This window comes from Streptomyces sp. NPDC056161 (genome assembly GCF_042268025.1).
Taxonomy (GTDB): domain Bacteria; phylum Actinomycetota; class Actinomycetes; order Streptomycetales; family Streptomycetaceae; genus Streptomyces.
The window spans coordinates 134,431-158,587 of record NZ_JBHJUV010000021.1 but is presented as its reverse complement, the minus strand read 5'-3'; the positions used below and the strand labels follow the sequence as shown (position 1 = coordinate 158,587).

Annotated in this window: 21 protein-coding genes; 9 read left to right on the top strand and 12 right to left on the bottom strand. The window is 73.0% G+C overall.

The genetic code is table 11. The annotated features are described in order from the left end of the window. The first annotated feature begins 146 nt into the window (after window positions 1–146). Entirely contained in the window at window positions 147–2,618 is a 2,472-nt protein-coding gene (lon, locus tag ACFC09_RS21285; protein ID WP_376530519.1) for an endopeptidase La, read from the top strand. Window positions 2,619–2,704: 86 nt separating this feature from the next. Here the strand turns inward: lon and ACFC09_RS21280 are convergent, their stop codons facing one another. Next, window positions 2,705–3,526 carry a lysozyme gene (locus ACFC09_RS21280; protein WP_376530517.1) on the bottom strand — a complete coding sequence of 274 codons (822 nt, stop codon included), beginning with the start codon at window positions 3,524–3,526 and terminating at the stop codon, window positions 2,705–2,707. 230 nt (window positions 3,527–3,756) lie between these two features. Between ACFC09_RS21280 and ACFC09_RS21275 the strand changes: the two genes are divergently transcribed. Further along, window positions 3,757–4,248: a MarR family winged helix-turn-helix transcriptional regulator gene (locus tag ACFC09_RS21275; protein WP_376530515.1), complete on the top strand. Its 492-nt coding sequence runs from the start codon at window positions 3,757–3,759 to the stop codon at window positions 4,246–4,248. On the opposite strand, the gene ACFC09_RS21270 is transcribed toward ACFC09_RS21275, so the two are convergent. After that, window positions 4,235–5,128, bottom strand: a complete 894-nt coding sequence (locus tag ACFC09_RS21270) for a hypothetical protein (protein ID WP_376530513.1) — start codon at window positions 5,126–5,128, stop codon at window positions 4,235–4,237. The two genes, ACFC09_RS21275 and ACFC09_RS21270, sit on opposite strands and share 14 nt — an antisense overlap. Window positions 5,129–5,511: 383 nt before the next feature. Here ACFC09_RS21270 and ACFC09_RS21265 point away from each other — a divergent pair, with 383 nt between their 5' ends. Genes ACFC09_RS21265 through ACFC09_RS21245 form a run of 5 tightly spaced genes read left to right on the top strand, consistent with a single transcriptional unit; the run spans window position 5,512 to window position 11,526 of the window. Next, window positions 5,512–8,697, top strand: coding sequence for a nitrate- and nitrite sensing domain-containing protein (locus tag ACFC09_RS21265; protein ID WP_376530511.1), 3,186 nt, complete (start codon window positions 5,512–5,514; stop codon window positions 8,695–8,697). Then, on the top strand, window positions 8,694–9,200 hold the full coding sequence (locus ACFC09_RS21260; RefSeq protein ID WP_376530509.1) for a roadblock/LC7 domain-containing protein: 507 nt from the start codon (window positions 8,694–8,696) through the stop codon (window positions 9,198–9,200). Before ACFC09_RS21265 ends, ACFC09_RS21260 begins: the two co-directional genes overlap by 4 nt. Continuing rightward, a complete protein-coding gene (locus ACFC09_RS21255; protein ID WP_376530506.1) occupies window positions 9,197–9,616 on the top strand; it encodes a DUF742 domain-containing protein in 420 nt (139 codons plus the stop codon). Before ACFC09_RS21260 ends, ACFC09_RS21255 begins: the two co-directional genes overlap by 4 nt. Beyond that, window positions 9,597–10,232 (top strand): ATP/GTP-binding protein, encoded by a 636-nt coding sequence (locus ACFC09_RS21250; RefSeq protein WP_376530503.1) that lies wholly within the window; start codon window positions 9,597–9,599, stop codon window positions 10,230–10,232. The genes ACFC09_RS21255 and ACFC09_RS21250 overlap by 20 nt, the downstream gene beginning before the upstream one ends. Before the next feature lie 40 nt (window positions 10,233–10,272). Continuing rightward, complete coding sequence (locus ACFC09_RS21245) at window positions 10,273–11,526, top strand: styrene monooxygenase/indole monooxygenase family protein (RefSeq protein WP_376530501.1); 1,254 nt, start codon at window positions 10,273–10,275, stop codon at window positions 11,524–11,526. A gap of 148 nt (window positions 11,527–11,674) precedes the next feature. On the opposite strand, the gene ACFC09_RS21240 is transcribed toward ACFC09_RS21245, so the two are convergent. From ACFC09_RS21240 to ACFC09_RS21200, 9 genes are all read right to left on the bottom strand, one after another. Next, the gene (locus ACFC09_RS21240; protein WP_376530498.1) at window positions 11,675–12,751 is read right to left on the bottom strand and encodes an NlpC/P60 family protein; all 1,077 of its coding nucleotides are present in this window, start codon (window positions 12,749–12,751) and stop codon (window positions 11,675–11,677) included. 114 nt (window positions 12,752–12,865) lie between these two features. Next, a complete protein-coding gene (locus ACFC09_RS21235; protein WP_376530496.1) occupies window positions 12,866–13,195 on the bottom strand; it encodes a hypothetical protein in 330 nt (109 codons plus the stop codon). Between the two features lie 10 nt (window positions 13,196–13,205). Continuing rightward, window positions 13,206–13,859: a TetR/AcrR family transcriptional regulator gene (locus ACFC09_RS21230; protein ID WP_376530494.1), complete on the bottom strand. Its 654-nt coding sequence runs from the start codon at window positions 13,857–13,859 to the stop codon at window positions 13,206–13,208. A 62-nt stretch (window positions 13,860–13,921) separates the two neighbouring features. Beyond that, the gene (locus ACFC09_RS21225) at window positions 13,922–14,860 is read right to left on the bottom strand and encodes a diiron oxygenase (RefSeq protein ID WP_376530491.1); all 939 of its coding nucleotides are present in this window, start codon (window positions 14,858–14,860) and stop codon (window positions 13,922–13,924) included. Window positions 14,861–15,200: 340 nt separating this feature from the next. After that, the gene (locus ACFC09_RS21220) at window positions 15,201–16,658 is read right to left on the bottom strand and encodes a penicillin-binding transpeptidase domain-containing protein (protein WP_376530488.1); all 1,458 of its coding nucleotides are present in this window, start codon (window positions 16,656–16,658) and stop codon (window positions 15,201–15,203) included. Then, window positions 16,655–18,016 carry an FtsW/RodA/SpoVE family cell cycle protein gene (locus ACFC09_RS21215; RefSeq protein ID WP_376530484.1) on the bottom strand — a complete coding sequence of 454 codons (1,362 nt, stop codon included), beginning with the start codon at window positions 18,014–18,016 and terminating at the stop codon, window positions 16,655–16,657. Before ACFC09_RS21215 ends, ACFC09_RS21220 begins: the two co-directional genes overlap by 4 nt. 42 nt (window positions 18,017–18,058) lie before the next feature. Beyond that, window positions 18,059–18,472, bottom strand: a complete 414-nt coding sequence (locus tag ACFC09_RS21210; protein WP_376530481.1) for an SH3 domain-containing protein — start codon at window positions 18,470–18,472, stop codon at window positions 18,059–18,061. A 452-nt stretch (window positions 18,473–18,924) separates the two neighbouring features. After that, window positions 18,925–20,172: a histidine kinase dimerization/phospho-acceptor domain-containing protein gene (locus ACFC09_RS21205; protein WP_376530478.1), complete on the bottom strand. Its 1,248-nt coding sequence runs from the start codon at window positions 20,170–20,172 to the stop codon at window positions 18,925–18,927. After that, window positions 20,172–20,942, bottom strand: a complete 771-nt coding sequence (locus tag ACFC09_RS21200; RefSeq protein ID WP_376530476.1) for a hypothetical protein — start codon at window positions 20,940–20,942, stop codon at window positions 20,172–20,174. Before ACFC09_RS21200 ends, ACFC09_RS21205 begins: the two co-directional genes overlap by 1 nt. A 217-nt stretch (window positions 20,943–21,159) precedes the next feature. On the opposite strand from ACFC09_RS21200, the gene ACFC09_RS21195 reads away from it, so the two are divergent. Then, window positions 21,160–21,963, top strand: a complete 804-nt coding sequence (locus ACFC09_RS21195) for a nuclease-related domain-containing protein (RefSeq protein ID WP_376530473.1) — start codon at window positions 21,160–21,162, stop codon at window positions 21,961–21,963. Window positions 21,964–21,978: 15 nt separating this feature from the next. Here the strand turns inward: ACFC09_RS21195 and ligD are convergent, their stop codons facing one another. Further along, on the bottom strand, window positions 21,979–22,860 hold the full coding sequence (gene ligD, locus ACFC09_RS21190) for a non-homologous end-joining DNA ligase (RefSeq protein WP_376530470.1): 882 nt from the start codon (window positions 22,858–22,860) through the stop codon (window positions 21,979–21,981). An 89-nt stretch (window positions 22,861–22,949) separates the two neighbouring features. Here ligD and ACFC09_RS21185 point away from each other — a divergent pair, with 89 nt between their 5' ends. Further along, a complete protein-coding gene (locus ACFC09_RS21185; protein ID WP_376530468.1) occupies window positions 22,950–24,047 on the top strand; it encodes a Ku protein in 1,098 nt (365 codons plus the stop codon). Window positions 24,048–24,157: the final 110 nt, after the last annotated feature.

The following is a 24,157-nucleotide window of genomic DNA, read 5'->3' as shown; positions in this document are numbered from 1 at the left end:
TTCCCCGCGCCCCTGTTGTGCGGCTCCGCGGGTCTCCAGGGGGTGTGGGCGGGGTGATCGCTCTGGGCGAACGGGGGGTGGGGAACATACGGAGGGCCCTGTGCATTGAGTCGGCATAGCTCAACTTGACTGCCGAAGGGGAGATCATGGCTGCTGAGTCCGCGGCGTTCACACCGCTCGCCCTGCCCGTGCTGCCGCTCGACGACGAGGTCGTGCTGCCCGGGATGGTGGTTCCGCTGGACCTCAATGACACCGACGTACGCGCCGCGGTGGAGGCCGCCCAGGCCGCCGCGCGGGCGGAACCCGGCAAGCCCCGGGTCCTGCTGGTCCCGCGCATCGACGGTGCGTACGCGAGCACCGGTGTGCTCGGCACCGTCGAGCAGGTGGGACGGCTGGCCGACGGCGACCCCGGCGCGCTGATCCGCGGCCTCAGCCGGGTGAAGATCGGCGCGGGGACCACCGGACCGGGGGCCGCGCTGTGGGTCGAGGGGACCCGGATCGACGAGCAGGTGCCCGAGCCGCTGCCCGGCCACGTCGCCGAACTGGTCAAGGAGTACAAGGCCCTCGCCACCGCCTGGCTGCGCAAGCGCGGCGCCTGGCAGGTCGTCGACCGGGTGCAGGCCATCGACGACGTCTCGGCGCTGGCCGACAACTCCGGCTACTCGCCGTTCCTGTCCACCGACCAGAAGATCGAACTGCTGGAGACCGCCGACCCGGTGGCCCGGCTGAAGCTGGCCACCCAGCACCTGCGCGACCACCTCGCCGAGCAGGACGTGGCCGAGACCATCGCCAAGGACGTCCAGGAGGGCGTCGACAAGCAGCAGCGCGAGTTCCTGCTCCGCCGTCAGCTGGAAGCCGTCCGCAAGGAGCTGCGCGAGCTGAACGGCGAGAAGGACAGCGAGGAGGAGTCCGACGACTACCGCGCCCGGGTCGAGGCCGCCGACCTGCCCGAGAAGGTCCGCGAGGCCGCCCTGAAGGAGGTCGACAAGCTGGAGCGGTCCAGCGACCAGTCCCCGGAGGGCTCCTGGATCCGCACCTGGCTCGACACCGTCCTCGAACTGCCGTGGAACGAGCGGACCGAGGACGCGTACGACATCCAGGGCGCCAAGGCGATCCTGGACGCCGAGCACGCGGGCCTCCTGGACGTGAAGGAGCGGATCACCGAGTACCTGGCGGTGCGCAAGCGCCGGGGTGACCGGGGCCTCGGTGTGATCGGCGGCCGGCGCGGCGGTGCCGTGCTGGCGCTGGTCGGCCCGCCGGGAGTCGGCAAGACCTCGCTGGGCGAGTCCGTGGCGCACGCCATGGGCCGCAAGTTCGTCCGGGTCGCCCTCGGCGGTGTCCGGGACGAGGCCGAGATCCGCGGCCACCGGCGCACCTACGTCGGCGCGCTGCCCGGCCGGATCGTGCGTGCCGTCAAGGAGGCCGGGTCGATGAACCCGGTGGTCCTGCTGGACGAGATCGACAAGGTCGGCTCGGACTTCCGCGGCGACCCGGCGGCGGCCCTGCTCGAAGTCCTGGACCCGGCGCAGAACCACACGTTCCGGGACCACTACCTGGAGGTCGAGCTGGACCTGAGCGACGTCGTCTTCCTGGCGACCGCCAACGTGCTCGAAGCCATCCCGGAGGCCCTGCTCGACCGCATGGAGCTGGTCCGGCTGGACGGCTACACCGAGGACGAGAAGGTCGTCATCGCCCGCGACCACCTGCTCCCGCGCCAGCTGGAGCGGGCGGGCCTCGCGGACGACGAGGTCGCCCTCGACGAGAGCGCCCTGCGCAAGCTGGCCGGCGAGTACACCCGTGAGGCGGGCGTGCGCAACCTGGAGCGGGCCGTGGCCCGGCTGCTGCGCAAGGTCGCGGCGCAGCACGAACTGGGCGAGCGGAAGCTGCCGTTCACCGTCCGGGACGCCGACCTGCGCGACCTGCTCGGCCGGCCGCACCACGTGCCCGAGTCCGCCCAGGACCCGGCTCAGCGCCGCACGGCCGTGCCGGGCGTGGCGACCGGCCTCGCGGTCACCGGAGCGGGCGGTGACGTCCTGTTCGTCGAGGCGTCCCTCGCCGACCCGGAGACGGGCGCGGCGGGCCTGACCCTGACCGGGCAACTGGGCGACGTGATGAAGGAGAGCGCGCAGATCGCCCTGTCCTTCCTGCGCTCGCACGGTGCCGAACTGGAACTCCCGGTCGGCGATCTGAAGGACCGGGGCGTGCACATCCACTTCCCGGCGGGCGCGGTGCCGAAGGACGGTCCGAGCGCCGGCGTCACGATGACCACGGCCCTGGCCTCGCTGCTGTCCGGGCGGCTGGTGCGCACCGACGTGGCGATGACCGGCGAGGTCTCCCTCACCGGCCGGGTGCTGCCGATCGGCGGTGTGAAGCAGAAGCTGCTGGCCGCGCACCGGGCCGGGGTGACCACCGTGATCATCCCGAAGCGCAACGAGGCAGACCTGGACGACGTCCCGGCCGAGGTGCTGGACAAGCTCGACGTCCACGCCGTCACGGACGTCCGCCAGGTCCTGGAGCTGGCCCTGTCGCCGGCCGTGAACGGCGCGGAGAACGGCGCGGAGAACGGCGCGGAGCCGGAGGTTCCGGTGGCCGCGATGGGGGCACCTCCCAGGCGTTGAGCACTGGGGGAGGAGGCCGCCGGATGAAGGAAGGCCCGGGTTCCCGTGCTCGCACGGGAACCCGGGCCTTCACCTGCCCTGGGAGGTCAGCCGTTCGCGAGTGCCTGCACCCGGTCCAGCGCCCCGTTGAACTTGTCGTGGTCCCCGACCGTCGGTCCGGACGACGTGTACTGCCACATGGTGTAGAAGCCCCAGCCGGCCGGGAGCGTGCCCACGGTGGAGGCGTAGCGGGCGATCCACAGCGGGTTGGCGGACGCGAAGCCGCCGTAGTTGCCGGTGCACTCGGTCCACCAGCTCGTGGCCGTGTAGATGACCGCGTCGCGGCCGGTGCGGGCCTTGTAGGTGTTCAGGAAGTCGGCGATCCAGCTCACCATCGCGCTCTGCGACTTGCCGTAGCAGGAGGCGCCGTACGGGTTCCACTCGATGTCCAGGGCGCCCGGGAGGGTCTTGCCGTCCTTGGACCAGCCGCCGCCGTGGTCGACGAAGTAGTTGGCCTGGGTGGCGCCGCTGGTGGTGTCCGGGGTCGCGAAGTGGTACGCGCCGCGGATCATGCCGACGTCGTACGAGCCGTTGTACTGCTGGGTGAAGTAAGGGTTCGTGTAGTACGTCCCTTCCGTCGCCTTCGTGTACGCCCACCTGACGCCGCTGTTCCACAGCGTCGACCAGGCGACGTTGCCCTGGTAGCTGGAGACGTCGACGCCCTCGGTCTGGGTGGCGTCACCGGTGCTGGGCGTGCCGCTGCGGCCGTCGTGGGCCAGGACGCCCATGCCCATGTGGGCCGAGCCGCGCGCGGGGGTGGTGGCGGCCTGGGCGCTGGTGAGGGGCAGGGTGAGGGACAGGGCGGCCAGCAGTGTCACGGACAGGGCCGTGAGCCTGCGGCGGATGGTGCCGGGTCTGTGCACGGGCATGGGCGTGCCTCCGAGGAGTGTGGTGGGGGGACCGCGGACGACCGACTCGGCCGAATGGCGTGAGCATGCCAGTAACGGCCTGGCAGAGAAGCTACGCACGTAGACCGGGCCGTGGGAAGGGGCCCCGAAGGCTGCCGTTGGTCTACGCCTGCGAAATACTTACGGAGCTGGGGCGATGGCGACGCTTGGCAGAAACTTTCAGGACCGCGAAATTGATCAGGGGTGCTGACGTGCACGAGGACGCGAACGACGACGGACGGCGGGCCGCCGCCGAGGTGTCGCCGGATGGTACAGACCAGGAATTCCTGTCCCTGGAACGGGAGATGACGGTCCTGATGCGCCGCGCCCGGGCCAGTCAGGGCGAGATGGCCCGGGAGGTCCACCCCGACCTGGAGTCGGCCGCGTACGGCCTGCTGATCCGGCTGGACGAGCAGGGCCGGCAGCGGGCCACCGATCTCGCCGCCTACATCGGCGTCGGCAAGGCGACCATGTCCCGCCAGCTGCGGGCCCTGGAGGAGCTGGGCCTGGTCGCCCGCGAGCCCGACCCCGGGGACGGCCGCGCCTGGCTGGTGAACCTGACCGACGAGGGCCGCCGCCGGGTCGGCAGGGTGCGCGAGGCGCGCCGGGCCCGGTACGTCCACCAGCTCGCCCACTGGGACCCGCACGAGGTCGCCGAACTGGCCCGGCTGCTCCACAAGCTGAACGGGGTCATCGAGAAGTAGGGGAAGTGGGCGGAGCAGGCGGGGCGGGGGAGGCAGGGCACGTCGCCGGGCCGTGCGGAGCACGGTCCGGTGCCGCGGGCGTGCGGAGCTGCCGGAGTTCGGCATGGACCGCCGTCGCGTCGTCGTGTGTCTTGCTGCGTCCGAGATGCCTGCGCTCCTCGCGGTCGGTCGTCTCCAGGGCCCGCACCCGGTCGATCAACGCCTGTGCGCCCTCTTTCCGCAGCAGAGTGAAGCAGTCCGTCCAGTCGCCCTCGTGGAACTTCTCCACCCAGCGTGTCGCCCCGTCCGTCAGCGCGGCCAGGGCGCGGACCTCGCCGCGGGGCACGCTCCCCGTCACCGCGCGGGCGGCGACCGACGGGTCGGCGGCGGCCGTGAAGAAACCGCCCTCCTTGTTGCGGACCGTGGCGTCCGCCACGGCGTCGGTGGCCAGGGACGAACGGGGCAGCCGGGCGATGCGGTCGTCCTGGACCGGGGTGACCGTGCCGTCCGGGGACTCCAGCAGGAGGGTGGAGTCGGACAGGACCAGGTACTCCAGTGACTCCGCCGACCAGCGGGCCAGGACGACGGTCGCCTGCGGGGTGCGTGGGTGAGAAAGGTCACAGGTGTCCGCGTGTGCGCCGGCGGTTCTGGCGATCGCCCGGGAGAGAATCTCCGCCAGCGTCAGATCTCGGTAGGAAACGGTCAGTTCGATCAGTGCACCGCCCAGTCGCGCGGTGAACCAGGGGACGGAATGCAGACAGCCCGTCCCGTCCTGCGGCGGGGTCACCCCGTCCAGGACGACCACCCAGCCGCCCTGTCCTGAGGCTGGTGCGCCGACACCGGCGAAGTCCTCGTTGGGCCGGCCGGGGTCGCCGGGCTCGGAAACGACGTCAGTACGCATCCGGCCAGTCTGCACGAGCCCTTCACAAGGGCTGCGGAAGGGTGGCAACGGCCCCCGAATGTGCGCAGCCGCGCAGGTCAGGCGCCTGTTTTGCGGGGGAATGGAGCGCTCCGCGAAAACGTGGCCGGGCATACTGCCAAAGCGAGCCGTCCGCGTCCAGCCGACCCGCCACGGCCCCCGCCCGCCCATGCCGGTGGAATTTGCCCGTCAACTCCCCTCCAGGGTTCACTCCTTCGGGTGGCGGGTCAGGTGATGCACGACCGTCGGCCACCGGCACTGGGAGGGTCGGACGGACCGCACCGGGTGTACACATCACCTCGGCATCGGGACGATCAACGGGACGGCGGGGAGCCACCCGGGCCCATGGGTACACGAGTTCAAGAATGCGAGCACCGGTGCAGATGAAGCGGCCTCGGCGCACAGGCGGACAGCCGGCCCCCGAAGGGGGCGCCGCCGAGCGGCCCCCCGTAGGCACCGGCCGCCCGACCCACGTACGCAACCGGCTGATCCTCGCCGTGGCCGTGGTGGCCGCGGCCGTCGCCGGGGCCGGCGCCCCGTCCCTGGTCGCCGCCTCCGGGCAACTGAGCGACGCCCAGGAACTGGTGAACCTCGCCGGACGCACCGAGAGCGCGCTGACCCTCGCACACGCGCTCGCCGACGAGCGCGACGAGGTCTCCTCCTTCGTCGCGGCGGGCCGGCCCAAGTCCAAGACCCCCTCCGAGGACCGCGGCGCCCGCGTCGACCAGCAGGTCGAGGAGTTGCGCGCCGACACCGACACGCCCGCCGGGCTCCGCTCGGAACTGGACACCATCGCGTCCGTCCGCCGGGCCGCGCTCACCGGCAAGGGCACCGCGCTGGAGGCCCACGAGGGCTACACCGCCGTCATCACCGACCTGCACAGGATCGCCGAGGAACTGGCCGAGCAGATGCCGCCGCGGGCGGGCTCCGGAGCGTACGCGCTCGCCGAGCTGGACACCGCGGTCCAGCAGTCCGCCGCCACCCGCGGGCTGCTCCTCGCCGCGCTGAAGGTGCCGAGCACCCCCCAGACGGTGATCGACCCCCTGACCGGCCTGCCCACGACGGTCGCGGTCACCTCCGACGCCGACAGGAAGCAGCGCGACGCCCTCACCGCCGCCGCCCAGCAGGCCCGGCTGCGCGCCGACGCGGCCCTCGCCGACTTCCGCGAGGGCGCGCCCGAAACGGCCGTCACGACGTACGACTCCACGGTCACCGGACCCGAGGCCGACGCGGCCGACAAGGACCTGGCCGACCTCACCGACCAGCCCACGCTCTCCGACGGCGAACTGGCCACCAGCACCAAGAAGCTGGACGCCGCGCTGTCCGCCCGCGTCGACCTGATGCGCGGCGCGGAGTCCTCGCTCTACCACCACCGCACCAAGGACCTGTCCCGGCTGCGCGACGACGACGTCACCGAGCTGGAGATCCGCACCGCCGCCCTGGGCGCCCTGCTGCTGGTCGCCATCGGCGTCGCCACCGCGCTGGCCCGCACCCTCACCCGCCCGCTGTCGGTGCTGCGCCGCGGCTCGGCACGGCTGGCCGAGGCGGCGGACCCGACGGCCGAGGAACCGATCGCCTTCACCGGCCGCAACGACGAGTTCGCACGGGCCGTCCGCTCCGTCAACACCCTGCACGCGCGTGCCGTCGCCCTGCACGAGCGCGTCGCCACCCTGGAGACCGACCGCAAGCACCTGGTCGGGCAGCGCCAGAAGATGGCCGACGCGCGCCAGGAACTGCGGGACGCCCTCCAGGTCTCCCAGGCCCAGCTGGAGCAGCTGCGGGCCGGCATCGGCGGTACGTTCGTGAACCTGGCGCTGCGCACGCTCGGCCTGGTCGAGCGGCAGCTTGCCGTCATCGAGGGCCTGGAGGAGCGCGAGCAGGACCCCGACCGGCTGGCCACCATCTTCAAGCTCGACCACTTCACCACGGTGATGCGCCGGCACAGCGAGAACCTGCTGGTCCTCGCCGGTTCCGAGCGCGTCCTGAACCACCCGGGACCGGTGCCGCTGGTCGACGTGGTGCGGGCCGCGGTCAGCGAGATCGAACGCTACGAGCGGGTCCGCATCGCCGCGCTGCCCCCGCACGCCCACGTGGTGGGCTTCGCCGCGGACGACATCTCCCACCTGCTCGCCGAACTCATGGAGAACGCCACCTCGTTCTCCCCGCCGGAGCAGCCCGTGGAGATCTCCGGCTGGCTGCTGGAGAACGGCGAGGTGATGCTCTCGGTGCAGGACGAGGGCATCGGCATGACCGGTGACCGCCTGGAGCGGCTCAACGCCCGCCTCGCCGACTTCGACCCGAACACGTCGTACGGCCAGGACGGCGAGGACGGCCTCGGGCTCGGCCTGTACGTCGTGGCCCGCCTCGCCCAGCGGCACGGCGTCCGGGTGCAGCTGCGCGAGCAGAAGCAGGGCGGTGTGACGGCGGTCGTGGTGCTCTCCCAGGACCTGCTGGAGAGCGCCGCGGCGACGTCCGTCCCGTCCGCTGCGGCCACGGCCGGCGGCGACCGGGCGGTCTCGCTGCCCGGGGCGGACGCCGAGGTCAACTCCAATGTGCTGCACGGCCGGGCGCCGGACGACGATCCGCTGGTGGCGCTGGCGGAACGCGCCGTGAGCCGGGCGGCCGCCACGGACCAGCCCGCCGACCCCGCGCAGGCACGGACCGAGCCCGGCCATGGGCCCGCTACGCCGCAGCACCCTGCCGCCGCTACGCCGCAGCACCCGGCCCCCGCGGCCCCGGAGCACCCGGTGGCCGGGACCGCGGAGCACTCGGCGGCCCCGGAGCACCCGGCCGCCGGCCCGGTGGAGCCCTCGGCGGCGACGGAGGCCCGGACCGGTCCGGTGGAGCACGCCGCCGTGCCGGAGCCCGCGGTCTCGTCGGAGTCGTTCGCCGAGACGACGATGGAGCTGCTGGTACCGGACCCCGCCGCCGTCGACGCCGCGTCGGCCCGGCCGAGCACACCGGCACCGGTGCCGGCGCCGGCCTCCGCACCGGATCCGAGCGACGAGGCGCACGGCTACCCCGCGCCCGGCCCCGCCCGGACCGCGGAAGCGCCGGAACAGGTCCGCTCCGTGGACGCGCCCGGCCCCGCCCGGCCCATCGACGTGCCAGGGGCTCCCCGGTCCACGGAAGAGTCCGCGGCTCCCCGGTCCACGGAAGAGTCCGGGGCCCCCCGGTCAGCCGACGGTGCCCACGGGCGTCCGCACACCCCCGGGGCGGACGCCGGAGTCCGTGCGTCCGCCGTCGGCGGTACCGGCGACGAGGCGGCCCACGAGCGCACGCCCGACCTGCTCACCGCGAAGGGCCTGCCCAAACGCACCCCGAAGGTCACCGCACCCGCCCAGGCACCCCGGCGGTCGGCCGGCTCCGTGGACGCCGACGCGCTGCGCCGCAGACTCGGCGGCTTCCACCGCGGAGCGGAGGCCGGCCGCCGCGAGGTCGAGGCGGAGATGGCCGGGGAGACCCCCGGGACCAGCACACCCGCGGACCGGCCCGCGGAGCGAACCGCCGGAGAAACCCCGGGGGGCACCGTCGAGGAGGCAAGCAGTTGACCGCGCCCAGCACCTTCGGACTGAGCCGTGAGGCCCGTAACCTGCACTGGCTGCTGACGAACCTCATCGAGGAGGTGCCGGACATCCTGTCGGTCGCGGTGGTCTCCTCCGACGGCCTGCTGCTCGTCTCCTCCGACCCCGGCCACACCGCCGAGGCCCGGGAGGCCGGCGAGTCCCCCCGCCGCAGCGGTCCGCGCGGTTCCGCCGCCGACCTCGCCACGCTCGTCTCCGGTATCGGCAGCCTCACCCTGGGCGCGGCCAAGCTGATGGACTCCGGCGCGGTCAAGCACACGATGGTCGCCATGGACGAGGGGAGCCTGTTCGTGATGTCGATCAGCGACGGCTCGCTGCTCGGCGTGCACGGCTCCGCCTCCTGCGACATGAGCGTGGTGGCCTACCACATGGCGCTCTTCGTGGGCCGGGCCGGCCACGTGCTGACCCCTGAACTCCGCAGCGAGCTGCGAAAATCCCTGGAGTCCGATGCGACGGGGAGCAGCAGGTGAGCGGTGCTCCGAAGGAGCTCCCGGTCCGCGGCGGCGACCGCAGGCCCGCCCGGGTCCGTCCCTACTCGCTCACCGGCGGCCGTACCCGCTTCGGCCACGTCCTGCTCGTGGAGACGTTCGTGGCCAGCACCGAGGCCCTGGAGCCCGCCGAGGAGCGCAGGGAACTGACGCAGGGCGACCGCCCCAGCCGGGTCATGCCGGAGATGCGGGCCATCGTCGAACTGTGCCGCCGCATGCGTACGGTGGCCGAGATCGCCGCGCTGCTGCAGATGCCGCTCGGCGTGGTCCGCGTGCTCCTGAGCGACCTCGCGGACCAGGGAAAGATCCGTGTGTACGGAACCGGCACCGGTCACGGCACCGGCCGACCGGACAGAGTGCTGCTGGAAAGGGTCTTGAGTGGACTCCGTCGTCTCTGACGCCGTCGGCGTCGTTCCCCCCGTCGAGTCCGACGAGGAGCTGAAGCCCTGGCAGACGGATCGCACCCGGCCGCCCGCCGCCACCAAGATCGTCATATCGGGCGGCTTCGGTGTCGGCAAGACCACGCTGGTCACCGCCGCCTCGGAGATCAGGCCCTTGCAGACCGAGGCGCTGATGACCGAGGCGAGCGAGGGCATGGACGACATCTCCGCCACGCCCGCCAAGCAGACCACCACCGTGGCCATGGACTTCGGCCGTCTCACGCTCGACGACGACCTGGTGCTCTACCTGTTCGGCACGCCGGGCCAGCAGCGGTTCTGGTTCATGTGGGACGACCTGGTGCGCGGCGCGATCGGCGCGGTCGTGCTCGCCGACACCCGCCGGCTCAAGGACTGCTTCCCGGCGTTGGACTACTTCGAGAGCTGCGGGGTGCCTTATGTCGTCGCGGTCAACCACTTCGAGGGCAGTGAGCCGTTCGAGCCGCAGGACGTACGGGAGGCGTTGACCGTTCCCGCGCACGTACCTGTCATGATCATGGATGCGCGGCGCCGGATATCGGTGATCGAGACTCTGCTCGCCCTAGTCGCTCACGCACTTGAGGAAAGCCCCGAGTAGGCCGTAGGCCGACCGTAGCCCTCCAGGAGGCATCACCCGCATGCGGAAGATACTCGTCGTCGGAGCCGGCCAGTCCGGGCTTCAGCTCGCCCTCGGACTCCAGTCCCACGGCTACGACGTCACCGTGATGTCCAACCGGACGGCCGACGAGATCCGCTCCGGCCGGGTCATGTCGACGCAGTGCATGTTCCACACGGCACTCCAGCACGAGCGCGACCTCCAGCTGAACTTCTGGGAGGCGCGGGCCCCGAAGATCGAAGGGCTCGGCGTCTCGGTCGCCGCCCCCGGCTCCTTCGACCCCGGCCCCGCGCAGCGGGCGATCGGCTGGGTGGGCAGGCTCGACGGGTACGCGCAGTCGGTCGACCAGCGGCTGAAGATGGCCGGCTGGATGGAGACGTTCGCGCAGCGCGGCGGCCAGTTGGTCATCCACGGAGCCGCGGTCGGCGACCTCGACTACTTCTCCCGCGTCTACGACCTGGTGCTGGTGGCGGCGGGCAAGGGCGAACTGGTGTCCATGTTCGCCCGCGACCCCGAGCGGTCCCCCTACCGCGAACCGCAGCGCGCCCTGGCGGCGGCCTACGTCCACGACCTGGGCCCGCATCCCGAGCACCCGGAGTTCGACGCGGCCCGCTGCAACCTCGTCCCCGGCGTCGGCGAGCTGATCGTCAGCCCGTCCCTGACCGCCCACGGCCGCGCGGACATGCTGTTCTGGGAAGGCGTCCCGGGCGGCCCCCTCGACGTCTTCGCCGGTGTCAGGGATCCGGGCGAGCACCTGTCCCTGACCCTGGCCCTCATGGAGAGGTACACCCCCTGGGAGTACGAGCGGGCCAGGAAGGCGGAACTGACCGACGCGGGCGGCGTGCTGGCGGGCCGTTACGCGCCCACCGTCCGCAACCCCGTCGGCCGGCTGCCCGGCGGCGGTCTGGTCCTGGGGGTGGGGGACGTGGTCGTCGCCAACGACCCGCTCACCGGGCAGGGCTCCAACTCGGCGTCCAAGTGCGCGGCCTCCTACCTCGCCTCGATCCTGGAACACGGTGAGAAGGAGTTCGACGAGGTCTGGATGCGGCGGACCTTCGAGCGGTACTGGGAGACGGCGCGGTATGTCACCAAGTGGACCAACGCGATGCTTGCTCCGCCGCGGGAGCATGTTCTGGAGCTGATGGAGGCGGCCGGGCGGTTCGCGCCCGTCGCGCGGCGGTTCGCGAACGGGTTCGATGATCCGGCGGACTTCGAGGGCTATTTCTACGAGCCGGAGAAGACGAAGGCGTACTTGGCTTCTGTTGCCGGGGGCTGAGTGCTGTGCGGGTGGGCGGGGTTTGTTTGCGCAGTTCCCCGCGCCCCTTCGGGGTGGCGGCGCGTGTAGTTCGTCGTGCGGGTGGGTGGGGGGTTGTCGCGCGGTTCCCCGCGCCCCTACGGGGGCGGGGCTGTGGGGCGTTGGGTGGCTAGGGGGTCGGTCGGGCTGCCGGGGTGTGGGGGCGGGCGGGCTTCTCGGTCGGGTCCGGGCGGACCGCGCCCAGGATCGGGTTGGCCGCGATCGGGGAGATCTTGACTCGGTCGCCGGGACGGGGGGCCTGGACGACCCTTCCGTCTCCGAGGTACATCGCCACGTGCGTGGCCTCGGGGAAGTAGACGACGAGGTCGCCGGGGCGCAGTTCGTCCAGCGGGACGCGGGCGAGGCGTGCCCACTGCTCCTGGCTGGTCCGCGGGATCGGCGTGCCGGCGTGCTCCCACGCCTGTGAGGTGAGCCCCGAGCAGTCGTACGCCCCGGGGCCCTGTGCCCCCCACTGGTACGGCTTGCCGAGCTGGTCCATGGCGTAGCGCACGGCCCGGTCGCCCTGCTCGGACGCGGGCCGCGCGCCGCTGAGCGCGCCGGAGGTCACGATCTTCTGCTGGGCGTCGGCGATCCCGTCCTGTTCGACGCGGGCGACTTCGGCGAGCTGCTCGGCGCTGAGCGAGGCGAGCAGTTTCTCGATGCCGGCGAGCCGGGTGCGGACGTCGTTCCGCTGCTTCTGCTGCCGCTCGGCGAGCCGGAGCTGGGTGTCGAGGGCCTTGCGCGCCCTGCGGACCAGGGCGTCCTGCTTCTTCTCGCTGCCTTCGAGCCGGTCCACGGTCCGCGCCTGCTCCCGCGCCAGCTGACCGATCACATGGCCCTCGTCGAGCGCCCGCTGCGGATCACGGGCGAGCAGCAGCCGTACGTAGGGGGAGAGGCCGGTGCTGCTCTGGTACTGCTGCCGGGCGAGCTGTGCGGCGTCCCTGCGGCTGTCGTGCAGGGAGAGCCGGGCGCGGGCCAGCTCCCCGTCGAGCCGCCTGACCTCGGCGCGCTGCCGCTCCAACTGCTCCGCGGTGCCGTTGTAGGTCTCGGTGGCCTGTTCGGTCTGCCGGTACAGCCGCTGAAGGTCCGTCAGCAGCTCGGCCACGGACCGCTGCGGTTGTGGCGCGGCCACGGCGGGGAGCGGCACCAAGGCGGCCTGGGCCGCCACCACGGCCGTACCCACCAGGCGCAGCAGCCTTCCTGACACGACATCACCTCCGGTACGGGCGGGCGTTTTGTCGTATCTTCACCCCCGCGCCGGGAGTATCGGGGGTGCGCGCGCGGTCCGCGCGCCGAGTGTGCGCGGTTCGGCGCAACCATGTCACCCGTCGGTGTCGTCCGGTGTGCCGGACCGCCCGGCATCGGGGCCGGCCGCCGGCCGGGACCAGGGCCACCGGTGGCGGGCGCCGGCCCGCGCCGCCCCCTGGCCGGCCTCGGCGTCGTACGCGTACTTCCAGCCCCGTACGAGTCCTAGGCGCTTGCTCTGTGCGCGGGGCATCCGGCGGTAGACCAGGACGGTGGGCGGCCCGCCGTGCGCGTCCGGCACCGGGATGCGGTACGTCTTCGGGGGATGGCCGGTGAGGCCCAGCAGTACGGGCAGCACGCGCCCGTCCATGGGCCCGCCCTCGAACGGGGTGTCCTGACTCTTCACGGCACCAGTGTCAGCCATCCTCGGCGAGCGCCGCGATGAGCGCCGCCGTCTGCGGGTCCCGGCCCGCGGTCACCGTCAGCAGGGCCACGAACTGTTCGACCAGCCAGTCGCGCAACTCGTCGAGGGGCGGCTGTTTGTCCTCGTCGAGCCAGATCAGGGAGGCCGCCTCCACGGCGGTGATCCACATCCGGACGGTCATGCGCATCCGGGGGCCGGGCTCGGTGATGTCGAGGTGGTTGTAGATGTGCACGGCGGCGGCCCGCCGTACGCCGTCCACGATCGCGCTGGTGCGCCTGGTCTCGACCACGCTGCCGCCCTGAAGGAGGGCGCTGAAGCCGGTGTCGTGCCCGTCGACGAAGGTGAGGTAGCGGTCGAGGGCGCGGGTGAGGCGGAGCAGGCGCGGGCCCTGGCGGGGCTCGTCGAAGCACTGCTCCAGCTCGTCCGCGGCGGACCTGACGGCGGCCTCGTACAACTGCTGCTTGCCTCCGGGGAAGTACCGGTAGACCAGCGGGCGGGAGACGCCGGCGACCTCCGCCACGTCGTCGAGGGACACGTCCTCGGGCCTGCGGTGCGCGAACAGCGACAGCGCGGCGTCGATGAGCTGACTGCGGCGCTCCTCGACGCTGAGCCGGCGGTAGGCGGGGGTGGGGGCCTGCGGGGTCATGACCGGCAGCGTAACCGTTCCCGGCCGCGGCGGTCGCGGGTGATCCCGTCCCCGGCGACCGCTCAGGCCAGCAGTCCCGACGACCGCCACAGCCTGCGGCCCGCGCCGCGCAGCACCCCGATGTCGTCGAGGAAGTCCGTCAGGCGCTTCGCGCCGGTCTGCATCACCTCACGGCGGTGGCCGCTGGCCTTCACCTGCGCCAGCGCCTCCCGCTTGTCCAGCCCCACGTTCGGGTAGACCTCCGGGTTGACGAAGGCCACCGAGAACACCCGCGCGAACTCCCCCGAGGTGACCCGGGTGAACTCCTGGGACCACTTCGGGGCGGTCACCATCTGGCGGCGCAGCTCCTCACGGGCGTAGCGCACGTGCCGGGCCTCCTCGACGACGTGGATCCGGGTCACGCCCCGGATCAGCGGCTGGACCCGCTCGTCGGGGAAGGTCAGCCGCTGCATCCAGTCGAGGACCTCCTCGCCGAGCAGCGTCGCCGTGAAGGAGCCCGGGGTAGTGGAGATGGTCTTGAAGACCCGGCCCAGGGCCTGGTGCGCCCGGCCCACCGGGTACCAGGGCGTGCCGCCGTGCGAGATCAGCCGGGCGAACATCTTGGAGTGCCGGCACTCGTCCTCGATCTCGGTGAGCGCGTAACGCACATGGGCGCTCGTCGCGGCCTTGTCGTAGATGTGCCGGACCAGCAGCTGCATCAGGATCGTCTCGAACCAGATGCCCAGTGAGGCGAGCGCCGCCGCCTCGTGCCGGGAGAGCAGGATCCGCTGCTCCTCGCTCATCCGCCGCCACAGCGGCGTGTCGTACAGCGACACCAGCTCCGGCGGCCAGAACCACCTGCCCTCCTCGAAGGGCGCGTCCCAGTCCAGCTCCTTGTCGGGGTCGAAGGAGTGCTTGGCGGAAGAGACGAGCAGGCGCTCGGCCACCTGCTCCCGGTCCTTGAGCAGGCCGAGGGCGTCACGCAGTCCGTCGAGCGCGTCGGCTTCCGTCAGGGTCGTCATGGCTCCGTCACCTCGTTACCCGGGGTACGTCCTCTCGCACTTATGAGACTGCTTGTCAGCAAGCGAGTCAATCCCCCGCGTACAACTTGTTGACCCGGCGTCAACAAGTGCGACACGCCGTACGGGTGCGAGCCGACCGACGCGACAAGGGTGAGCTGCGACGACACTTCGCCGCCGGGCGGTTCGGGCGGTTCCGGCACGGCGAACCGGGCGCGATGACCGCCCGGCGCGAGCACTCGGCGGGGCGGCGGGACGGCGGGGCGGCGGGGCGGCGGGGCGGCGGGGCGGCGGGACGAGGGGATGAGGGGACGACGGGGCAGCGGGGGCTGCGTTCGCCGGCTCACAGGCCGAGCACCGCCCGCATCACCCCCTTGGCGATCGGCGCCGCGTTGCCGGCGCCGCTGATCTCGCCCCGGTCGGCGGAGGCGTCCTCCACCACCACGGCGACGGCCACCTGGGGCTCCAGCGCGCTGTCGGCCTTGGCCCAGGACACGAACCAGGCGTACGGCACACCGGCGTTGCCGATGCCGTGCTGCGCGGTGCCGGTCTTGCCGCCCACGGTGGCCCCCGGGATGGCCGCGTTGGCACCGGTGCCCTCCCGGACCACGCCGGTCATCAGCTCCTTCAGCCGCATGGCCGTCGCCGGGTTCATCGCCTGGCGCGTCGCGCGCGGACCGGCGGTGCCCACCGTCTCCCCGCCCCTGCGGGTGGTCCGCTCCACCAGGTACGGCGTGCGCACCTGCCCGTCGTTCGCCACGGCCGCCGCGACCATCGCCATCTGAAGCGGTGTGGCCCGCGTGTTGTACTGGCCGATCGACGACAGCGCCAACTGCGCCTTGTCGACCCGGGTGTCGAAGGTGCTCTGCGCCACCGAGAAGGGGATCTTCAGGTCGGTGTCGTTGAAACCGAAGCCCTGCGCCGTCGACACCATGTCCTCGACCCCGACGTCCACGCCCAGCTTCGCGAACACCGTGTTGCACGACCACTCGAAGGCCGCGCGCAGCGAGGCGTCCGCACAGCCCTCCGCCTCGTTCGTCAGGCGCGTCCTGGTGCCGGGCAGCGTGTACGGGTCGGGGGAGTCCGTGGGCCGGTCCAGGTCCTGGACCACTCCGGCGTCCAGCGCCGCCGCCGCGGTGACCACCTTGAAGGTGGAGCCCGGCGGATAGGTCTGCCGTACGGCCCGGTTCAGCATCGGCTTGTCCGGGTCGTCGTTGAGCCGGTCCCAGGCGCGCGTCACCGACGCGTCGTTCCCGGACAGCTCGGCCGGGTCGTACGACGGGCTGGAGACCAGCGCCAGGATCCGGCCGGTGGACGGCTCCACGGCGGCCACCGCGCCCTTGCGCCGGCCCAGCCCCCGGTAGGCCGCCTCCTGCGCGGCCCGGTTCAGGGTGGTGACGACGTTCCCCGGCTCGCTCTGCGCCCGGGTGACGTCGTTCCACAGCGGGAACGGCGACAGCAGCGGGTCCGCGCCGGAGAGGATGCCGTCCTCCGCGTGCTCCAGGAACGTCGTCCCGTACACCTGCGAGGCGAAGCCGGTGACCGGGGCGTACAACGGGCCGTCCCGGTACGTCCGCTCGTGCCGCAGTTGCTCGCCGGTGTCCCGGGAGCCGGTGACCGGGGCGCCCGACACCAGGATGTCGCCGCGCGGCTGGCCGTAACGGGCGATGGTGGCGCGGCGGTTGGCGGGGTTGCCGTCGTAGCCCGGTCCCTCGACGACCTGGACCCGGGCGGCGTTCACCAGGAGCGCCGTGAGCAGCAGGGCGCAGAACACGGCGGCGTGCCGGATGTGCCGGGTCATCGGGCCGCCTCCGGCTCGCAGGGGCGCCGGGCCGAGTCGCTGACCCGGATCAGCAGTGCGGTGATCGTCCAGTTGGTGACGACCGAGGAACCGCCCTGCGCCAGGAACGGCATCGCCATGCCGGTCAGCGGGATCAGTCCGGTCACCCCGCCCGCGATGACGAACACCTGGAGCGCCACGAGCGAGGCGAGGCCGGTGGCCAGGAGCCGGCCGAAGGGGTCGCGCAGGGCGAGGCCGGCCCGGTAGCCGCGCTCCACGAGCAGCCCGTACAGCAGGAAGATCGCCGAAAGGCCGGCGAGCCCCAGTTCCTCGCCCGCCGTCGCCAGGATGAAGTCCGACTTGGCGGCGAAGCCGATCAGCACGGAGTGGCCGAGGCCCAGACCGGAACCGAGGACACCGCCCGCGGCGAAGGCGAACAGGGACTGCGCGAGCTGGTTGGGGCCCCGGCCCGCGTCGATCGTGGCGAAGGGATGCTGCCAGTCCTCGATCCTGGTGTGCACGTGCGGCTCCAGCCAGCCGACCACGACCGCGCCGAACGCGGCGAGCAGCAGCCCCACCGCGATCCAGCCGGTGCGGCCGGTGGCGACGTACAGCAGGACCACGAACAGGCCGAAGAACAGCAGTGAGGTGCCCAGGTCGCGCTCCAGGACCAGCACGCCGACGCTGATCAGCCAGAGGGTGACGATCGGGCCGAGGACCCGCCCGGTGGGCAGTTGTACGAACCAGACGCGGCGGCCCGCGTAAGCGAGCGCGTTGCGATTGGCCGCCAGGTACGCGGCGAAGAAGACCGCGAGCAGCACCTTCGCGAACTCGCCGGGCTGGATGGAGAAGCCGGAGAGCCGGACCCAGATGCGGGCGCCGTTCACCGCCGGGAAGAGGATCGGCAGCATCAGCAGGGCCAGCGCCGCCGCGCCGCTGACGTAGGCGTAGCGCTGGAGCACCCGATGGTCGCGCAGCAGCAGGACGACGCCGATGAACAGCCCCACGCCGAGCGTGGACCACACGAGTTGGGCGGGCGCCGCCCGGTCGCCGGGCGTCTCCAGGTCGAGCCGGTAGATCAGCACCAGGCCGAGGCCGTTGAGCAGCACGCCGATCGGCAGCAGCAGGGGGTCGGCGCAGGGGGCCCGGAGCCGGACCGCGGCGTGCGCGCCCAGGGCGAGCACGCCGAGCCCGGCGCCGTAGCCGGCGGCGCCGGGCGGGACGGCGCCGGAGCGCGCGAGACCGACGGCGCAGTAGCCGTACACGGACAGCAGGACGGCCAGCACGATGAGGGTCAGCTCGATGCCGCGGCGCCGGTGGAGGGGGACGACGGGGGTGGGGGTCTCCGTCGTCGCCACGGCGGTTCCGGCCTTCGTCATGTCCGGAACCTACCTAATCGGGAGCCTTGTGCGTCTTGACGGTCAGCACCAGCGTGGCGTGAGCCCGAGGACGCGGATGTAGCGGGCCGAACCCCAGGCCCAGGTGCGGTCCCCGAGGAGGTACCAGATGCGGTTGCCGTTCACCGGGCCGCCGGGGAACCGGCAGTAGATCGACACGATCTGGCCCTGTTGGGCGAAGCCGATCCGGCGGCTGCCGCGGTCCGGCCGGTCGTGCAGCCACAGCCCGCCGATCGCGGTGACCACGCCCCGGGAGCGGCCCGGCCCTTCGCCGCCGTGCGGGGCCGCGGTGGCGGGGGCGGCGGCGAGCGTGGTGAGCAGGGCGCCGGACGCGGCGGCTGCGGCGAGGGTGCGGGTGAAGGTGCGGGTGAAGGTGCGGGTGAAGGTGTGGGTGAAGGTGTGGGTGAGGCCGTGGGTGAGGGGGGAGCGCGGGCGCATGGGGACCTCCTGGGGGGCGTGGGGGAAAGCGGTGAAAGTGATGAAAACGATGAAAGCCGACGAATCATCAAATCGGTCGACCGCCACGCTAGGAGTGCCGTTCTTGACGGCCCCGTCATGTTGGGCCATCGGGGCCGGGGTTGCCGGATGGCGGATGGGGTGGTGTGGGGTGGGGTGGGGGAGTGGTGGCGGCGGTTGTTGGGTGTCGGGTGCGGGTTGGGGGTGGCTGGTTGCGCAGTTCCCCGCGCCCCTGGGGGGAGGGGGTGGCTGGAGGGGGTGGTCTGCGGGTTGGGGGTGGCTGGTTGCGCAGTTCCCCGCGCCCCTGGGGGGGGGAGGGGGTGGCTGGAGGGGGTGGCTGGTGTGGGTGGGTTGGGTGACGGCCGTGTTGGGGGGTGGGTGGTTGTCGGGTGTCGGGTGCGGGTGCGGGTGCGGGTGCGGGTGCGGGTCGGGGGTCAGCGGGGGCGGCGTAGGTGTAGGCGGGCGATGGCTCCGCCGTTGGTGTCGTTGGTGAAGTGCAGGAGCGCGCCCAGCACCTCCGCCTGGCCCACCGCGATCGTCAGTCCGAGCCCGTGGCCGGTCGTCACGCCCTCCGTGCGGAATCGCTGGGGGCCGTGGGCCATCAGGTAGTCCGGGAAGCCGTCGCCGTGGTCCCGGACCGTGACGACCGGTCCGTCCACCGTCAGCACCACGGGTGGCCGCCCGTGCCGGTGCGCGTTGGCCACGAGATTGCCCAGCACCCGCTCCAGACGCCGCCGGTCGGTCTCCACCCAGGCGTCCGTGACCACCCGCACCTCGGTGTCGGTCCCCGACGCCCGCACCACCCGCCGGGCCAGCGCCGCCAGTTCCTCGGTGTCCGTCTCCAGCCGTTCCCGCCCGGCGTCCAGCCGGGAGATCTCCAGCAGGTCCTCGGTGAGCGTCCGCAGCGTCGCGACCCGGTCCCGCACCAGCTCGGTCGGGCGCCCCGGCGGCAGCAGTTCGGCCGCCGCGTGCAGCCCGGTCAGCGGGGTGCGCAGTTCGTGCGCCACGTCCGCGGTGAACCGCTGCTCGCGCTGGAGCTTGCCCTGGAGCGACGACGCCATCGAGTCCAGCGCGGCGGCGACGGCCGCCACCTCGTCCGGACGGTGCGTCGGATCCTTCGTCCGCGGGTCGTTCACCCGCGCGTCCAGGTCACCGGCGCTGATCCGGCGGGCCACCTGTGCCGTGCCGTGCAGCCGCCGGGTCACCCGGGTCACCGCGAACGCGCCGACGGCCAGCGTCGCCGTGATCGCCAGCCCCGACGACCACAGGATCGAGCTGTCGAGCCCGGCGATGGTGCTCGCCTGCTGCGCGTAGTCGACCTCCACCGCGAGCGCCCGCCCGCCCGCGGCCGGGCCCGCCGCCCACATCGTGGGCTGTCCGTGGTGCCGGGTGACCATCGTGCCCCGCTGCCCGCCTGCCGCCAGGGTCCGCAGCGACGCGGGCAGTCCCGCCGGATCGATGCCGGCGCCCGGCGGCAGCATGTCCCCCGACTGGTACGCCTGGGTCGCGTCGGTCAGCTGGGTCAGTGCCTCGGCGCGGGCCTGGCCGACGGTCTGGTTGGTCACCGAGGTGTGCACCAGGACACCGAGCAGCGCGGCCAGCGCGCAGCACATCACCGCGATGAAGACGGCGGCCTTCGCGGCGAGCGTCCCGGTCCACTGGGGCAGTGCGGGCCGCCTCATCACGATCCCTGGGCCGACGGCGACGGCGATGACGGCGCCGGAGATGACGGCGTCGGTGATGACGACGGTGACGGCGCCGGTGTGCGGGCGGGTCCGCCCCCGCCGGTGCGCAGGAACTCGTCGCGGGCGAACACCATCGCGCGCTGCTGCGGATCCCAGGTCCAGGTCGTGCGGTACTCGTAGCCGGAGATCCCCGCGGGCGAGCGGACGATCACGGTACGCCCGGCCAGCTCGACCCCGACGATCGCGTCGTTGTCCGCGAGGATCTGGACCAGCCGGTGGTTCTCGACCGTGTAGACACGGATCGCGGTCTGGTTCGTCGGGTACAGCCTGAAGCCCAGCGCCAGCTCGTCGTGGCCGTCCCCGGTGAGGTCGCGGTAGTACGCCGGCAGGAGCGGGCACCGGCTCCGGTCCCCGCCCGCGGCGCAGTCGGCGATCCGGTCCGCCGTCCCGTGGTACGGGCCCTTCGAGCCGTAGCTGTCCGGGTGCGCGGCGACCTCCGCCCGGACCACGGCGACCGGGTCCACCTTGTGGATGTCGTCCCCGGGCACGGTGACGCCCCGTACGGGCTCTCGGCTCGCCGCGTCGTACGGCCAGGCGGGGCTGGACGCCGGCTCCAGGCCGGGCCAGAGCTTGGCCGGGCCCGCGGCGGTCGGGGTGGGACCCGCGGCGCGCAGCCCGCCCGTGTCGCCGCAGCCGGCCGCCGCCACCGACAGCAGGGCGACGGCCAGCGCGGTACGGACGGCGCGGGCGGGGGGACGGCGTGGCACGGTGCTCCTGGGGATCGGGGTCGGTGGGGCCCCGTACACCCTATTCGGCGGCAAATCCTTTTTGTGCACCCGAACGGCGGAACACGGCGGCGGCGGCTCGGCCCGCCCGGATGCCGGCGGCGCCGCCCGTCCGCGGGCGCCGCCGGCCGGTGGCGCAGGAACCTGCTCCTTGCTCCCGGAGCGTCCCGCCTGTTCCATGGTCGAGGGGTGATGGCGCATGAGCGGACTGCGCGTGGTGCCGGACCGGCGGCAGGGCCGGGAGCGGTTGTACGTCTGTCTCCAGGACGGCAGGAACATCGCCTGGTACGACCGTGCGGCGGCCCGGGTCAACCTGCTCAGCGAGGACCGGAGACAGGACGTCCTGGAGGTGCTGGAGCCCTTCCTGGCCGGCCCGGTGAGCGTGGGCCCGCCGCCCGTCCCGACGCCCGCCGAGCTGGTCCGGCTCTCCCTGCACCCGGACGACGACCTGGCCCCGAACCGCCCCGGCGAGGCGCTGCTGGTGGACCTCGACCGGGATCCGGGCCCGGCCCGGCGGCTGCGTCCCGACCCGCGGCGCCGGGCCCTGCTGGCCGAGCAGACGGTCGGCGAGGTGCTGGACGGCCTGGACGGCGCCGGCTGGCACGTCCTGCACTCGGTCCCGCTGCCCGGCGGCGACCGGATCCACCACCTGCTGATCGGACCGGCCGGGATCTTCGCCCTGCACACCCTGTACGCCCGCAAGCAGCGCGTCCTGGTGACCGACCCGCTGGTCGCGCTCGGCCGCCGCGAGGCGCACCCGGTGCTGCGCCGGGTCCGCTCCGACGCCGACCGCGCCTCGTACGCCCTGACCGCCGAGGTCCGCCCGGTGCTCGTCCTGGTGGACCCGGCGGACGTCACCGTCACCGTGCGGCCCCGCGAGCTGCGCGTCCTGCGGGACACGGAGGTCGCGGCGCTGGCCCGGCTCGGCGGGGTGCTGAAACCGGCGGACGCTCAGGCCCTGCACGCGATGGCCCGCGACCGGAACACCTGGCTGCGGGTGTGAGGGGCGGCGGCCCGGTCAGGGCAGCTGTGCGGCGCGTGCCGGGTCCAGCAGCGGAGCCATCAGGTCGCCGAAATCCTTCAGTCGCGCCGCGACGTCCTGGGCCCGGAAGGCCAGCCGCTCCGGTAGCCGGCAGTCCGCCACCTCGTCCCAGGTGACCGGCGTGGACACCGTCGGCTCGGCCCGTGCCCGCAGCGTGTAGGGCGCGGCGGTGGTCTTGCTGCCCGCGTTCTGGCTCCAGTCGACGAACACCTTCCCCGGCCGCAGACTCCGGGTCATCCGGTGCACCACCAGCCGCGGCAGCGCCCGCTCCGCCGCCACGGCGACCCCCCTCGCGTACTCCGAGGCCCGCTCCGACGAGGCCCCGCGGACCGCGGCGAGCAGATGCAGCCCCTTCGCCCCGGAGGTCTTCGCGTACGCCTCGAGCCCGTCCGCCGCCAGCCGCTCCCGCAGCCACAGCGCGACCTCGCAGCAGTGCACCACCGTCGCCGGAGCGCCCGGGTCCAGGTCGAACACCAGCCGGTCGGCCCGCTCGGGGGCCCCGATCAGCCACTGGGGGGTGTGGAACTCGGCGACGAGGTTGGCCGCCCACATCAGCGAGGGCAGGTTCTGCACCAGCACCATCCGGGTGGGCCCCTCCGACCGGGGCACCTCGGCGGTCGTCACCCACTCGGGCGTGCCCGGCGGCACGTTCTTGGCGAAGAACACCTGCCCGTCCGGCCCGTCCGGATAGCGCAGGAACGACGCCGGCCGGTCGCGGAGATGGGGGAGCAGCGCCGCGGACGTGGTCGCGTAGTAGTGCAGCAGCTCGCCCTTGGTGAAGCCGTCCGCCGGGTACAGCACCTTCTCCAGGTTGCTGAGCGCGACCCGTCGCCCCTCCACCTCTGTGATCGGCGTCATAGGATGACAATCTCAGATATTCGTCGCCATAACACCAAGAACACCAAGAACACCAGGAACACCAGGAACGCCAGGAATCGGAAGGAAGGGTGTGGAACGTGCGATCCATTTGGAACGGCGCCATCTCCTTCGGTCTCGTCAGCATCCCGATCAAGCTGGTGAACGCCACCGAGAGCCACTCGATCGCCTTCCGCCAGATCCACACCGAGGACGGCGGTCGCATCCGCTACCGCAAGTTCTGCGAACTGGAGGACCGCGAGGTGAGCGGCGCGGAGATCGGCAAGGCGTACGAGGACGCGGACGGCTCCGTCGTTCCGATCTCCGACGACGACCTGGCCCACCTGCCGATCCCGACCGCCCGCACGATCGACATCGTGGCCTTCGTCCCGGCCGACCGGATCGACCCGCTCCAGATGGGCTCGGCGTACTACCTCGCGGCCGGCGGCGCCGCGGCGGCCAAGCCGTACACGCTGCTGCGCGAGGCGCTCAAGCGCAGCAACAAGGTCGCCATCGCCAAGTACGCCCTGCGCGGCCGGGAGCGGCTGGGCATGCTGCGGGTGGTGGGGGACGCCATCGCCATGCACGGGCTGCTGTGGCCGGACGAGGTCCGCGCCCCCGAGGGCGTCGCCCCGGGGGCGGACGTCACGGTCCGCGACAAGGAACTCGACCTCGCGGACGCCCTGATGGACACCTTGGGCGAGGTCGACCTGGCCGATCTCCACGACGAGTACCGGGAGGCCCTGGAGGAGGTCATCGCCGCGAAGGCGGCCGGTGAGTCACCCCCCGAGACGCCCGCTGCGGCCACCAGCGGCAAGGTGCTCGACCTGATGGCCGCGCTGGAGAGCAGCGTCCGGGCGGCCAAGGAGTCGCGGGGCGAGGAGGCGGCGGAGCCGGCGGCGCGGGCGGCGGCCGGCGGGTCGCAGGAGCACGCCGAGGTCACCTCGCTGCCCCGCCGTCGCACCGGCCGCGCGGCCCCGAAGGAGACGGGCGCCAGGAAGACGACGGCCGCCGCGAAGAAGACGGCGGCGAAGAAGACCGCCTCCGCCGGGAAGAAAACGGCGGCCAAGTCCGCCCGGACCAAGAAGACGACGGAGAAGGCGACCGCCAAGACCGCGTCCGCGGACGCGCCGGCGGGTAAGAAGACGACGGCGAAGAAGCCCGCCGCGACCCGCCGGCGCACCGCCTGAGCCGTGCCGCGATCCGCGGACACGCCTTCTGGGCCGACCCGGTCCGAAGTCCCGCCCGGCGCGTCCTCCGGGCTGGATGCCCGCTGTCGGGAGTCGTCCTCCGGGCCGGA

Coding starts and splice junctions, on each gene's coding strand:
- lon (WP_376530519.1), top strand. CDS start 147: ATGGCTGCTGAGTCCGCGGCGTTCACACCGCTCGCCCTGCCCGTGCTG.
- ACFC09_RS21280 (WP_376530517.1), bottom strand. CDS start 3,526: ATGCCCGTGCACAGACCCGGCACCATCCGCCGCAGGCTCACGGCCCTG.
- ACFC09_RS21270 (WP_376530513.1), bottom strand. CDS start 5,128: ATGCGTACTGACGTCGTTTCCGAGCCCGGCGACCCCGGCCGGCCCAAC.
- ACFC09_RS21265 (WP_376530511.1), top strand. CDS start 5,512: ATGCGAGCACCGGTGCAGATGAAGCGGCCTCGGCGCACAGGCGGACAG.
- ACFC09_RS21245 (WP_376530501.1), top strand. CDS start 10,273: ATGCGGAAGATACTCGTCGTCGGAGCCGGCCAGTCCGGGCTTCAGCTC.
- ACFC09_RS21230 (WP_376530494.1), bottom strand. CDS start 13,859: ATGACCCCGCAGGCCCCCACCCCCGCCTACCGCCGGCTCAGCGTCGAG.
- ACFC09_RS21225 (WP_376530491.1), bottom strand. CDS start 14,860: ATGACGACCCTGACGGAAGCCGACGCGCTCGACGGACTGCGTGACGCC.
- ACFC09_RS21220 (WP_376530488.1), bottom strand. CDS start 16,658: ATGACCCGGCACATCCGGCACGCCGCCGTGTTCTGCGCCCTGCTGCTC.
- ACFC09_RS21215 (WP_376530484.1), bottom strand. CDS start 18,016: ATGACGAAGGCCGGAACCGCCGTGGCGACGACGGAGACCCCCACCCCC.
- ACFC09_RS21210 (WP_376530481.1), bottom strand. CDS start 18,472: ATGCGCCCGCGCTCCCCCCTCACCCACGGCCTCACCCACACCTTCACC.
- ACFC09_RS21205 (WP_376530478.1), bottom strand. CDS start 20,172: ATGAGGCGGCCCGCACTGCCCCAGTGGACCGGGACGCTCGCCGCGAAG.
- ACFC09_RS21195 (WP_376530473.1), top strand. CDS start 21,160: ATGAGCGGACTGCGCGTGGTGCCGGACCGGCGGCAGGGCCGGGAGCGG.
- ligD (WP_376530470.1), bottom strand. CDS start 22,860: ATGACGCCGATCACAGAGGTGGAGGGGCGACGGGTCGCGCTCAGCAAC.